Annotated in this window: 10 protein-coding genes; 5 read left to right on the top strand and 5 right to left on the bottom strand. The window is 62.6% G+C overall.

Annotation, left to right across the window (positions count from 1 at the left end):
- Positions 1–2 precede the first annotated feature (2 nt).
- The 4 genes from PC358_RS25410 to PC358_RS25395 all read left to right on the top strand — a co-directional run bounded on the left by PC358_RS25410 (position 3) and on the right by PC358_RS25395 (position 6321).
- Complete coding sequence (locus tag PC358_RS25410) at positions 3–1679, top strand: aryl-sulfate sulfotransferase (RefSeq protein WP_033703274.1); 1677 nt, start codon at positions 3–5, stop codon at positions 1677–1679.
- A gap of 340 nt (positions 1680–2019) precedes the next feature.
- Positions 2020–3462 (top strand): NADP-dependent succinate-semialdehyde dehydrogenase, encoded by a 1443-nt coding sequence (gene gabD / locus PC358_RS25405; protein ID WP_027595154.1) that lies wholly within the window; start codon positions 2020–2022, stop codon positions 3460–3462.
- 182 nt (positions 3463–3644) lie between these two features.
- Positions 3645–4922, top strand: coding sequence for a 4-aminobutyrate--2-oxoglutarate transaminase (gene gabT, locus PC358_RS25400; RefSeq protein ID WP_033703273.1), 1278 nt, complete (start codon positions 3645–3647; stop codon positions 4920–4922).
- 136 nt (positions 4923–5058) lie between these two features.
- Positions 5059–6321: a response regulator gene (locus PC358_RS25395; protein ID WP_033703272.1), complete on the top strand. Its 1263-nt coding sequence runs from the start codon at positions 5059–5061 to the stop codon at positions 6319–6321.
- Positions 6322–6495: 174 nt separating this feature from the next.
- Here PC358_RS25395 and PC358_RS27495 read toward each other — a convergent pair whose 3' ends face one another.
- From PC358_RS27495 to desA, 3 genes are all read right to left on the bottom strand, one after another.
- A complete protein-coding gene (locus PC358_RS27495) occupies positions 6496–6951 on the bottom strand; it encodes a type II toxin-antitoxin system PemK/MazF family toxin (RefSeq protein ID WP_077068776.1) in 456 nt (151 codons plus the stop codon).
- A gap of 248 nt (positions 6952–7199) precedes the next feature.
- Positions 7200–8231 carry a GGDEF domain-containing protein gene (locus PC358_RS25385; RefSeq protein WP_033703269.1) on the bottom strand — a complete coding sequence of 344 codons (1032 nt, stop codon included), beginning with the start codon at positions 8229–8231 and terminating at the stop codon, positions 7200–7202.
- A 100-nt stretch (positions 8232–8331) separates the two neighbouring features.
- Complete coding sequence (gene desA, locus PC358_RS25380; RefSeq protein ID WP_033703268.1) at positions 8332–9516, bottom strand: delta-9 fatty acid desaturase DesA; 1185 nt, start codon at positions 9514–9516, stop codon at positions 8332–8334.
- Between the two features lie 147 nt (positions 9517–9663).
- Between desA and dibA the strand changes: the two genes are divergently transcribed.
- Positions 9664–11559, top strand: coding sequence for a phosphodiesterase DibA (dibA, locus tag PC358_RS25375; RefSeq protein ID WP_033703267.1), 1896 nt, complete (start codon positions 9664–9666; stop codon positions 11557–11559).
- 48 nt (positions 11560–11607) lie between these two features.
- Here the strand turns inward: dibA and PC358_RS25370 are convergent, their stop codons facing one another.
- Positions 11608–12252, bottom strand: coding sequence for a methionine ABC transporter permease (locus PC358_RS25370; RefSeq protein WP_033703266.1), 645 nt, complete (start codon positions 12250–12252; stop codon positions 11608–11610).
- A complete protein-coding gene (locus PC358_RS25365) occupies positions 12242–13351 on the bottom strand; it encodes a methionine ABC transporter ATP-binding protein (RefSeq protein WP_033703265.1) in 1110 nt (369 codons plus the stop codon). The genes PC358_RS25370 and PC358_RS25365 overlap by 11 nt, the downstream gene beginning before the upstream one ends.
- Position 13352 lies beyond the last annotated feature (1 nt).

Genomic DNA, 13352 nt, shown 5'->3' with positions numbered 1-13352 from the left:
CCATGAATGCCAAAACCGAAACCCCCGCACTGCCTGAAGGCGCCTGCCTCACCGCCAAGGTCCCTGCACCCGATGCGGCACTGTTGGGCGATGTGCTGGTCAACCCGTACCGCCTGGCCCCGCTGACGGCCATCATCCGCGACGGCGGGCGCGCACTGAGCGCGGCCCATGTGCGGGTGCTGGGCCGGGGCGAGCGGGGCGTGGATATCGCCTACGAGGTGTCCGACCGCTCGCTCTGGACCTATGGCGGCATCCCGGTGTTCGGCCTTTACCCCGACTACGTCAACCAGGTGGAAGTGACCTACAAGCTCGACGGCGAGCGCATCCGCGAGCGTTATCAGGTCTACGCGCCGGCGGTGCGTCTGCCGGTGGTGGCCAGGCAGACTGCGGCGTTGCCTGAGGTCGAGCCGGTCAAGGTCGCGCCAGGCTTCGAGCAGCGCCTGTACCTGTTCAACCACCTGCAGGGTGATATCCCCGGTGGCCGGGCCTTCAAGTGGAATGGCCTGGGGGGGGCGGCCGAGTGGGACCAGGTGGGCAACAACTGGATCGCTGACACTAATGGCGACGTGCGCTGGTACCTGGACATCGAGCAGATCCACGATTCCAACCGCCGTGACGGCCTGGGTGGCACCATGGGCTTCCAGCAGACCCGCGATGGCAAGTTGATCTGGGGCCAGGGCCAGACCTACTCCAAGTACGACCTGCTCGGCCGACGTATCTGGCAACGCAGCTTGCCGGACAAGTTTGCCGACTTCTCCCACGAAATCCGCGAGACCGCCAACGGCAGCTACCTGCTGCGGGTGGGCACCAGCGACTACCGCCGCCCGGACGGCAAGCGCGTGCGCTCGATCCGCGACCACATCATCGAGGTCAACGAGGCGGGGGATGTACTGGACTTCTGGGACCTGAACCAGATCCTCGACCCGTACCGTGGTGACCTGCTGGAAACCCTTGGCAAGGCTGCGATCCAGCTGCCCGACGGGGTGCAGAAGCAGGACGACCGGCTGGCCAACGAGCTGGCCGAAGGCGACCTGCCGTTCGGCGACACCCCTGGGGTGGGTACGGGGCGCAACTGGGCGCACGTCAATGCCATCGATTACGACGCAGATGACGACAGCATCATCGTTTCAGCACGCCATCAAGGGGTGGTGAAGATTGGCCGCGACAAGGCGGTGAAGTGGATCCTCGCCGCGCCCCAAGGCTGGCCGCAGCGGCTGCGGGACAAGGTGCTGACGCCGGTTGAAAGCGAGGGCTTTGACTGGTCGTGGACCCAGCACACGGCCTGGCTGACCGGCAAAGGCACCTTGACCGTGTTCGACAACGGCTGGGGGCGTGACTTTGCCCCGACCAAACTGACCGGCAACTACAGCCGCGCGGTGGAATACAAGGTCGACGAGGCCAAGGGCACGGTCGAGCAGGTGTGGGAGTACGGCAAGCAGCGCGGTGACGAGTGGTACAGCCCGGTGACGTCAGTGGTGGCGTACCGGCCCGAGACCGATACCCAGTTCATTTACTCGGCTTCGGTGAATTTCCTCACGCCAGAGAAACTGACCACTACGGTGCTGAACGAGGTACGGCGTGGGACGCAGGAGGTGCTGGTGGAGTTGAAGGTGCACAGCCGCCAGCCGGGGAGCGTGGGGTATCGGGCGTTGGTGATCGACTTGGCCACGGCGTTTTGAGGTTTGATCGTTTTGTGATCAGAGAGGTGTGGCTTTCGGGCGCTTGCCTTGGGTTTTGAGGTGGGGCGCAAATCGAGCGCCGCCCGCGCGGCGCTCGATCTCACAGGCGCTGAAAATCTCACGCCAAACACCCCCCTTTCACATTTCTCCCCGCCCGATCGTCTACCCTGTAGCGGCCGTTCTGCGGGCGATTTCAGATGGGCTGTTCAACCATTCGTTCTTTTTTTCGAACAGCCTATTGTCCTACACCCCAGCAGCCGCTTAGCATTCGTTTGAGATTTCAAACGCTCGATGCCCTGCTTTGGGCGCTTTTCAACAATCAACAATTCGGGAAGCCGACATGCAGCTCAAAGACGCTCAGTTGTTCCGCCAGCAAGCCTATATCAATGGTGAGTGGCTGGATGCGGACAATGGCCAGACCATCAAGGTGACCAACCCGGCCACCGGCGAAGTCATCGGTACCGTGCCGAAGATGGGCACCGCGGAAACCCGCCGCGCCATCGAAGCCGCCGACAAGGCCCTGCCGGCCTGGCGTGCCCTGACCGCCAAAGAGCGTTCGGCCAAGCTGCGTCGTTGGTTCGAACTGATGATCGAGAACCAGGATGACCTGGCTCGCCTGATGACCACCGAGCAAGGCAAGCCACTGGCCGAAGCCAAGGGCGAAATCGCCTACGCGGCCTCGTTCATCGAGTGGTTCGCCGAAGAAGCCAAGCGCGTCTACGGTGACACCATCCCGGGCCACCAGCCCGACAAGCGCCTGATCGTCATCAAGCAGCCAATCGGCGTTACCGCGGCCATTACCCCGTGGAACTTCCCGGCGGCGATGATCACCCGTAAAGCCGGCCCGGCCCTGGCCGCGGGCTGCACCATGGTGCTCAAGCCTGCTTCGCAGACCCCGTACTCCGCCCTGGCCCTGGTCGAGCTGGCTCACCGTGCCGGTATTCCGGCTGGCGTGCTGAGCGTCGTCACCGGCAGCGCTGGCGAAGTCGGCGGCGAGCTGACCGGCAACTCCCTGGTACGCAAACTGTCCTTCACCGGCTCGACCGAAATCGGTCGCCAGCTGATGCAAGAATGCGCCAAGGACATCAAGAAGGTTTCCCTGGAGCTGGGCGGCAACGCCCCGTTCATCGTGTTCGACGACGCCGACCTGGACAAGGCCGTCGAGGGCGCGATCATCTCCAAGTACCGCAACAACGGCCAGACCTGCGTCTGCGCCAACCGTATCTACGTGCAGGACGGCGTGTACGACGCGTTCGCCGAGAAGCTGGCCGCCGCAGTGGCCAAGCTGAAGATCGGTAACGGTCTGGAAGACGGCACCACCACCGGCCCGCTGATCGACGGCAAGGCTGTCGCCAAGGTCCAGGAGCACATCGAAGACGCGGTCGCCAAAGGCGCCAAGGTGCTGGCCGGTGGCAAGCTGATCGAAGGCAACTTCTTCGAGCCGACCATCCTGGTCAACGTGCCGAAGACTGCTGCTGTCGCCAAGGAAGAGACCTTCGGCCCGTTGGCGCCGCTGTTCCGCTTCCAGGACGAAGCCGAAGTCATCGCCATGTCCAACGACACCGAGTTCGGCCTGGCTTCGTACTTCTACGCCCGTGACATGAGCCGTGTGTTCCGTGTTGCCGAGGCCCTGGAATACGGCATGGTCGGCATCAACACCGGCCTGATCTCCAACGAAGTCGCGCCGTTCGGCGGCATCAAGGCTTCGGGCCTGGGCCGCGAAGGTTCCAAATACGGTATCGAGGACTACCTCGAAATCAAATACCTGTGCATCAGCGTCTGATCACCGGTTAAAAGGCTTTACCTCTGCCAGCGGGGCGCGAGAGCGACGTCTCGCTGGCCTTTTTTACATGCAATACCTGGTGGCCAGGGCGTTCACGGCAGTCGATCAACGAATACTGTGCGCGAGCACTCCCAGCCACCCCCGAATAAAAGCGCCATTCCGATCGGCGCAATGAGGGCATTATGAGCAAGACCAACGAATCCTTGATGCAACGCCGTGTAGCTGCCGTCCCACGTGGCGTCGGCCAAATTCACCCGATCTTCGTTGATACCGCGAAGAACTCGACCGTGATCGACGTTGAAGGCCGCGAACTGATCGACTTCGCCGGCGGCATCGCTGTACTGAACACCGGCCACCTGCACCCGAAAGTGGTTGCAGCTGTGCAAGAACAGCTGACCAAAGTCAGCCACACCTGCTTCCAGGTGCTGGCCTACGAACCCTACGTAGAGCTGTGCGAGAAGATCAACAAGCTGGTCCCAGGCAACTTCGACAAGAAGACCCTGCTGGTCACCACCGGCTCCGAAGCCGTTGAAAACGCCGTCAAGATCGCCCGTGCGGCCACTGGCCGTGCTGGCGTGATCGCCTTCACCGGCGCTTACCACGGCCGTACCATGATGACCCTGGGCCTGACCGGCAAGGTTGTGCCGTACTCCGCTGGCATGGGACTGATGCCAGGCGGCATCTTCCGCGCACTGTTCCCGAACGAACTGCACGGTGTGAGCGTCGACGACGCCATCGCTTCGGTCGAGCGCATCTTCAAGAACGATGCCGAGCCTAAGGACATCGCCGCGATCATCCTGGAGCCTGTTCAGGGTGAAGGTGGCTTCCTGCCGGCGCCGAAAGAGCTGATGCAGCGCCTGCGCGCCCTGTGCGACCAGCACGGCATCCTGCTGATCGCCGACGAAGTACAGACCGGCGCTGGCCGTACTGGCACCTTCTTCGCCATGGAGCAGATGGGCGTCGCGCCTGACCTGACCACCTTCGCCAAGTCGATCGCTGGCGGCTTCCCGCTGGCCGGTGTGTGCGGCAAGGCCGAGTACATGGACGCCATCGCCCCAGGTGGCCTGGGCGGCACCTACGCCGGTTCGCCGATCGCTTGCGCCGCGGCCCTGGCCGTGATCCAAGTGTTCGAAGAAGAAAAACTGCTGGACCGCAGCAAGGCCGTTGGCGAGCACCTGGTTGCCGGCCTGCGCAAGATCCAGGACAAAAACCCGATCATCGGTGACATCCGTGGTATGGGCTCGATGATTGCTGTCGAAGTCTTCGAGAAAGGCACTCACACCCCGAATGCCGCTGCCGTTGGCCAAGTAGTTGCCAAGGCACGTGACAAGGGTCTGATCCTGCTGTCGTGCGGCACCTACGGCAACGTCCTGCGTATCCTGGTCCCGCTGACCGCCGAAGACGCGCTGCTGGACAAAGGCCTGGCCATCATCGAAGAGTGCTTCGCTGAACTCGCCTAATGTGACGCGCTTCTGAAAAAACCCGCTTCGGCGGGTTTTTTTTGTGCCCAGAAAACCTGAGGGGCGCTATGGTTGACGCAGGACTTGCCCAGGAAGCTGCGACGGATTGCGTGTCAGGGATATTCAGGAGTTGGCCATGAGCGCTGTAGACCCCACCCCACCTTGCGTATTGATAGTCGAAGGCGACCCGTGGGTGCGTGACATGCTCAAGGAGATGCTGCTCAGCGTGCGTTGCGATGCCCGGCTGCAGGTCTGCGCCGACGGCTCGCAGGCACTGACCGCGCTATCGAGCAAGCCCGACCTGATCATCGCTGCGCGTGAGCTGGCCGGCGTCGATGGCCTCGACCTGCTGCGCAAGGTGCGCGCCAAGGGCCCTGGGTTGCCGTTCATTCTGATGAGCAACCGCAGCGACAGCGCCAGTGTGCGCGAGGCGTTGCCGTTGCACCCCACGGCTTATCTGAGCAAGCCACTGAACCTGGAAAACCTGCGCAAGCGTCTTGAAGAGCTGCTGCTGGCCGTGGGCGAGGAAATCGCCTGCCCGGTGCCGCACTTGCAGCCGGGTGCCAGCCTGCCTGGTTACCTGGAACAGCGCCGCGCTACCGCCGATGGTGGGCCGCTGCTGGCCGATGTGCAGGTGGCGATCAAGCGGGCGCTGAACCCCCAGGGCCTGAACCTGAAGGTGCTCGAGGAGGAAGTGCGCAACGACCCGCAGGTCACTGCGGTGCTGATCGCCGCCGCCAACAGCGCTGCCCTGCACCGCGATGCGCCCGTGCAGACCTTGCTGCAGGCGTTGAACAAGCTTGGCAGTACCCAGAGCATGAACCTGATCCTGGGCATGACGCTCAAGCGCAGCGCACGGCTGAGTGACCCGCTGCTGGCGCAGCATGCGGCCCACTACTGGAACCTCTCGCTGCACTGTGCCGAATACGGTCGCAGCCTGGCGCGCAGGCTCGAACTGGACGAAGGGCGTTGCTACTGCGCGGGGCTGCTGCACTGCCTGGGTGACCTGGCGGTGTTGCGTTGCCTGCAGGAGTGGCGCCTGGCCGGTGGGGAGCTGGACGAGGGCAGGGTGCAGCAGTCACTGGATGAATACGGCGCAGCGTTTGGTTCGGCATTGCGCACGCGCTGGCGCTTGCCACTGGCGCTGCGCGAATTGATCGCGGCGGTTTACCAACTGGGCGGTGGCGTGTATTCGCGGGAGATCCTGGCGATGAACCTGGCCGGGCAATTGTCGCGGCTGCCGGCGGGTCATGGGTTGGAGCCGGTTGCCAGTAACAAGACTGCGCGGCTGCTGAAGATCGGCTTGCCGGAGCTGAGCCGGTTGCGCAAGGTGGAAAACCCTGAGGTGAAGCCGCAGGGTGAAGAATCACCTGCGGACGAAAATGGGGCGGATACCTGAGATCATGAGAAAGCCGCATGAACCGCCCTCTGGGTTCACGCTTGCACCCGTTCGGGGTCTGCCTGAAATGACAAAACCCAGCCTAGGCTGGGTTTTGCAGGTCCCTCAAGGGGAATAAAACGCTAAGTGCCTCTAAGGGCTACGTGGGCACGATAATCGAGAAGGCTGTTGTTGTCAAATCTTGAGTAAGGATGCTGCATTCATGACTTTGATCACGGCGCGTTGTAGATGTTCCACAACTTCGCGAGTCAGTATCAGGTCAAGATGACCCCGCCCAATCTGTCTGGGTTTAAACAAGCGCTCTCTGCTCACTTGCGCCACCAAGTCAGATTTTGCCCAGCGGATTCGTTGTTTGAAGTAAGGCAGCTCTTCAATCAGGTGTGCAGGTATCTCTACATGCCACCCTCGACTCAGCTTTCCGGCATCTCTTGTGGACGAGAGCGGCACCACAATGCACGCGTTGGAATCGATTTTGCCATTAAGGACCACCACCAGTCGATTTTTTACCATTTCAGGTTTCAAGCGGAAATCGTAAAGGCAGGGGGGATCCGCTGCTGATCTACCGATCCTGTACTCCCCATAATTGCATTCCAGTATTTGCCCTACCCTCGGCTCGAATTTGATAGCCATGTGTCACCTAGAGACCTTTACGACAGGCTTGATGATGTCACATGGTATTAAGCAGTTGTTTGCTCAGTGGTGCTCAGGAATTAATTTTAGATTTTTCCCACGCGACACCGCTGAATCACTGTAAGAACTTTTGTTGTTATATTAATAGACTTGGTTTTTCAGAAGTTTCCTACAGCGATCTATGTATTGTTTTGTGGAATTTCAATCGCGACTCTGAGCGTGTCGCAGGCGAGAAAGATTTCACCTAACTACCCCCGTACGATCTGGTTCTTCCCCTGGCGTTTGGCCCGGTACATCGCCGCATCGGCGCGGGCGAACAGGCTGTCCAGGGACTCGTCCTCGTCGCTCAACGCCGTCAGCCCCTGGCTCACGGTCACACCATATTCGTGATCGCCATGGCTGAAACTCAGCCGTTGGATCTCGCGTTGCAAACGCTCGGCAATCTGCTCTGCCACCTGCGCATTGCAGCCAGGGAACACTGCCGCAAACTCCTCGCCACCAATACGCCCGAACTGGTCGCCCCGGCGTAGCACGGCTTTGCCGCTGTCAGCGATGCGCTGCAGTACCTGGTCGCCTTCCTGGTGGCCGTAACTGTCATTGACCTGCTTGAAGTCGTCGATATCCAGCAGCAGGAATGCCAGGGGCGTGCCGTCCTCGCGGGCGCTTTCGAACGCCTGTTGGGCGCATTCGAAGAAGTGCCGGCGGTTGCTGCTTTGGGTCAGCACGTCGGTGGTGGCCAGGCGATGCAGTTCGCCTTCAAGCTGCTTCTTCTCGGTGATGTCCTCGGCGATGCCGACAACGATCACCCGCTGCTCGCCCTCGCGCTGCTGGTTGATGTAGCACTTGTCGCTCAGCCAGCGCACCTGGCCTTCGGCATTGAGGATGCGGTACTCGCGGTCTTCCACCGAACCTTTGAGCAGCACCTGGGCCAGGCTGCGCTCGGCGTATTCGAGGTCGTCGGGGTAGATGCTGTCGCGCCACTCGTTGTAGTCGGCCAGCACCAGGCTGGCCGGGCGGCCAAAGATGCGTTCGTAGGCAGGGCTGACGTACAGCACCTGGCGGGCTTCCCAGTCGAACGCCCAAAGCACGGCGTTGACGCTGTCGAGCAATGAACTGAACAGCTGTTCGCGCTCACTCAGGCGCGCGACTTCGCCTTGGGCGTGAAGCAGGGCCAGCAAGGTTTGGGCGGCTTCTGGACGTGGGGTGCCGGGCAGCGATGTTGGAAATTTTTTGGCCATGTGCACGGAGCGAGTCTCGACAAGGAAGCGTGCGGCCGGCATCAGGCCCGCCACGCGGGCGATGTGCCGGGTTGGAGTCGAAACCAGAGGGGGAAGTTCCGAGCGGCACACCCTGACAGCAGGGCGTGCCGATCAATGGCCTTCAGGCGCCGGTGGGGCGCAGGGAGTAGGTCTTGAGCTGTGCGGCGAAGTCGTGCAGGGCGTGAATACCGCTGGCTTCGGCCTCGTGCACCCAGTCCTTCATGGCGGCGAGCATGTCGTGGCCATTGGCGCTGGTGCGCGCCCAGATTTGCTGCAAGGCCAGGCGCTTTTCGTAGATGACCTTGAGCGCCTGGCTGTGTGCGAGCAGCGACTCGATGCGTACGTGGTGGCGGTCCTCCAGCAGGCTGGTCTCGCGCGACAGCAGGCGCTTGGCGCGGCGGAAGCGGTGGCGTACCGACGCATCGACTTTGGCCAGTTCCTGCTGGACCAGCGGGACGATCACCAGCTTGCGGTACTGGGCCATGATCTGGAAGCGGTTGTTGAGGATGGCCATGGCGGTGTCCATGTCCAGGTTGGCCTTGCCTTCTACCCGGTGGGCGATCGGTGCCACGCGCTGCACCTTGGCCAGGCGCAACATGCAGAACAGGCGGATCCAGGCCCAGCCCATGTCGAACTCCCAGCGCTTGACCGAGAGCTTGGCCGAGTTGGGGTAGGTGTGGTGGTTGTTGTGCAGCTCTTCGCCACCGATGACGATGCCCCACGGCACCAGGTTGGTGGCGGCGTCACGGCATTCGAAATTGCGGTAGCCCACCGCATGGCCAAGGCCGTTGACCACACCGGCAGCCCAGAACGGAATCCACATCATCTGCACCGCCCAGACGGTGATGCCGAGGGTGCCGAACAGCAGCAGGTCGATCACTGCCAGCAGGGCAATGCCGCCCAGCTTGTAGCGCGAGTAGAGGTTGCGCTCGATCCAGTCGTCCGGGCAGTTCTTGCCGTAGATGCGCAAGGTTTCGGGGTTGCGCGCCTCTTCGCGGTAGAGTTCGGCGCCTTTGCGCAGGACCGTGCTCAAGCCCTTGTGAACCGGGCTGTGCGGGTCGTCCGGGGTTTCGCACTTGGCGTGGTGCTTGCGGTGGACGGCGGTCCACTCGCGGGTGTTCTGCGCCGTGGTCAGCCACAGCCAGAAGCGGAAGAAGTGCTTGAGCGCGCCATTGAGCTCCAAGGCCCGGTGCGCGGAGTAGCGATGCAGGTAAACCGTGACGCTGACGATGGTCACATGGGTCATCAGCAGTGTGATGCCGACCAGTTGCCAGGCCGACAAGTCGAGCAGGCCGTTGTACCACATAGGTGTTAAAACCCTCGAGAACACAGGGGAAGTGCATGATTATCCCTTGGCAGGGAAATAAAACCAGTCACCCATTCAGATAGGACGTCACGACATGTTTCAACCTTTATAATGCCTGATCTTCGTTCAAGGGCCACTCCCCCCGACATGTCTGTTTCCGTTCGCGACGCCTTGCGCATGGCAGCGCTCTATGTGGTGCTGTCGATCCTCTGGCTGGTGCTGGCCCAGGTACTGCTGCAGGGTATGACTGACGACCCGCTGGCGCTGACCGTGGGGCAGCAGATCAATGTGGTTATCTGGGTGTTGTTCAGCGCGGTGCTGATCTTCGTTTCGCGCGCGCGGCTGCTGAATTTCATCGGCATCGGCGTGCGTCTGCGCGGCGAGGACCGCGAGCGGCTGCGCATGGCGGCGGCGGTGTTCGACAGTACCCTCGAAGGCGTGCTGGTGACCGACCGCCAAGGCTTGATCGTGCACGTCAACCGCGCCTTCATGCGCATCACCGGCTACCAGCAGGACGAGGTCGTTGGCCAGCGCCCGAACAAGTTCAAGTCGGGCCGCCATGGCGTGGCGTTCTATCAGCAGATCTTCGCCACCCTGGCCGAGAAGGGCGAGTGGAGCGGCGAGATCTGGAACCGCCGCAAAAGTGGCGAGATCTACCCGCAATGGCAAACCATCCGTGCCATACACGATGACGCCGGCGAGCTGAGCCATTACGTGGCGGTGTTCAGCGACATCAGCGCGATCAAGCATACCGAGCAAGAGCTGGCCTACCTGGCGCATCACGACCCGCTGACCGGCCTGCCCAACCGCTTGCTGTTCACCGACCGCGTCGAACAGGCACTGGTGACGGCGCAAGCCAACAAGCGCGGTTGCGGCTTACTGCTGCTCGACCTGGACCATTTCCAGAGCATCAACGACGGGCTTGGCCACACCATTGGCGACCAGTTGCTCAAGCTGGTGGGCGAGCGCCTGGGTGAGGTGGTGGGCAGCGGTGTGACCCTGGCGCGCCTGGGCGGCGACGAGTTCGGTGTGCTGGCCGAGAACTGCCAGCAGGTCGGCCAGGCCGGCAAGCTGGCGCAGCGCATCATCGAGCGTATGCGCGAGCCGTTCGTGTTTGATGGGCATCGCCTGTTCATCAGTGTCAGCGTGGGCATCGGCCTGTTCCCCAGCGATGCCTTGAGCGCCGAGCAGCTGCTGCGTAACGCCGACTCGGCGCTGTTCAAGGCCAAGAGCAGCGGGCGCGCCTGCTATGCGCTGTACACCGAGGAGCTGACCGCGCACGCCCAGCACCGGGTGGAAACCGCGGGGGAGCTGCGCCGGGCGCTGGAGCAGGACGAATTGCGGGCGTACTTCCAGCCGGTGCACGACCTGGCCACGGCGAAGCGGGTTGGGGTCGAGACGCTGGTACGCTGGCAGCATCCGCAACGCGGCCTGGTGCCCCCGAGCGAATTCATCCCGATCGCCGAACGCACCGGGCTGATTGCCGAGATCGACGCCTGGGTGCTGCGCCAGGCGTGCCGGCAGATGGTGCAGTGGCAGCGTGAAGGCCGGCAAATGGCCTTTGTGGCGGTGAATATCTCAAGCCGTCTGTTTGGCCAGCACGCGCTGTATCGGCAGGTGGCCGAGGTGTTGCACGAAACCGGCCTTGACCCGGCGTTGCTCGAACTGGAAGTGACCGAAAGCGCAGTGATGGAAGACCCGGAAGTGGCGCTGGAGCAGCTGCATCGCTTGCGTGAGCTGGGGGTCACCTTGGCGATCGACGATTTCGGTACAGGCTATTCGTCGCTGCTGCGCCTCAAGCGCTTGCCGGTGCAGAAGTTGAAGATCGACCAGGGTTTTGTCGCCGGGTTGCCGCATGACGACGATGACATTGCGATTGTGCGGGTGATCATCGCCCTGGCCCGCAGCATGGGCATGCAGGTGCATGCCGAGGGCATCGAGCAGCAGGAACAGGCCAGCTTTTTGCTGCAGGAACAGTGTCAGTTGGGGCAGGGGTACTGGTTTGGGCGGCCGGTGCCGGCTGGGGATTTGGATTGGGAGTGAGGTGGTGCCCGTAAGATTTTGGGGCCGCACAGCGGCCCCCCAAATGGCTCACCGCTTGTTCAACCCCTTCGCCAACCGATCCCCACCCAGCTGAATCACCGCCACCAGCGCCACCAGCATGGCAATCACGGTCAGCATGATCTGGCTGTCAAAGCGCTGGTACCCATAGCGATAGGCAATATCCCCCAGCCCACCGGCGCCAATCGCCCCGGCCATGGCCGACGAGTTGATCAAGGTCACCAGGGTGATGGTGAACCCGCCGACGATGCCCGGCAGCGCTTCGGGCAACAGCACATGCCAGACGATGTGCCAGCGCCGGCAGCCCATGGCTTGCGCGGCTTCCACCAAGCCATGGTCGACTTCGCGCAAGCTCACTTCGGCAATGCGTGCAAAGAAGGGTGTGGCGGCGATGGTCAGCGGCACCACGGCCGCCCACACGCCGTAGGTAGTACCGACCAACAGGCGGGTGAACGGTATCAGCGCGACCATCAGGATCAGAAAGGGGATCGAGCGGAACAGGTTGACGAACGCGCCCAGCACCCGGTTAAGCAGGCGCGCCTCGAATATCCCGCCTTTGTCGCTGGTGACCAGCAGCACCGCCATCGGTACCCCGACCAACAGGGCGATCAGCGAAGACACGCCGACCATCAGCAGGGTATCGAGCAAGCCTTCAAGCAGGCGATCAAACCACATGGCCCAATACCTCCACGTCTTCGGCCCAACGGCGGGCGCGCGCCAGCAACTGGTGGGTTTCGTGTGGCGAGTGCTGCACCGACAGGATCAACTGCCCGAGCGCATGCTCACCGATGGTTTCAACACCCCCTTGCAGCAGGCGTACACGCCCGCCCAGGTCGTTGAACAGGGCAGACAGCTCCGGCTCGCCGAGCAGGGTCAGCTTGAGTACCACGGCGCTGTCGCGGCTCACCGGGCTGGCTTTGAGGCTGGCCTGCAAGCTAGCCGGCAGCTTGGCCTGCAACGGCGCGAGCAAGGTGCGGGTCACCTCGTGACGTGGCGCGCCGAATACCCGCCAGACCTCGCCCTGTTCGACCACTTCGCCACGCTCCAGTACCACCACGCGGTGGCAGATATCACGGATCACCGCCATCTCATGGGTGATCAGTACGATGGTCAGGCCCAGGCGCTGGTTGATGTCGCGCAGCAGCTCCAGGATCGAGGCCGTGGTTTCGGGGTCCAGTGCCGATGTGGCCTCGTCGCACAAGAGGATCTCGGGGTCGTGCACCAGCGCCCGGGCAATACCGACCCGCTGCTTCTGCCCGCCGGAAAGCTGCGCCGGGTAGACCTGGTGCTTTTCCTGCAGGCCAACCAGCTCCAGCAGTTCGCGGACCTTGCGTTGGCGTTCGGCCTTGGGCACCCCGGCCACCTTCAGCGGCAGCTCGACGTTCTGCCACACGGTCTTGGCCGACATCAGGTTGAAGTGCTGAAAGATCATGCCGATGCGACGGCGCAGCGTGACCAGGCTTTCCTCGTCGAATGGCGCGATGTCCACCTGGTCGATCAGCACGCGGCCTTGGCTGGGCTGCTCCAGGCGGTTGATGGTACGCAGCAGCGATGACTTGCCGGCGCCGCTGCGGCCGATGATGCCGAAGATCTCACCCCGGCGGATGTTCAGGTCGATGCCGTGCAAGGCGGGCTGCGCCTGGCCAGGGTAGGTCTTGCCCAGGCCGATGAAGCGCACATGGGCTTCATTGACCTCGGGGCGCAGGGCCTGTTCCTTGGCCGTTGGCGGCAATGGTTGTGGTGTCGGCGCCCTGAGTGCGCTGGCCTGGCTCATG

Origin of the sequence: Pseudomonas capeferrum, from assembly GCF_000731675.1 — a bacterium.
GTDB classification, from domain to species: domain Bacteria; phylum Pseudomonadota; class Gammaproteobacteria; order Pseudomonadales; family Pseudomonadaceae; genus Aquipseudomonas; species Aquipseudomonas capeferrum.
Note: the sequence above shows the minus strand (reverse complement) of the source record. Positions and strands in the feature narration are given on the sequence as shown.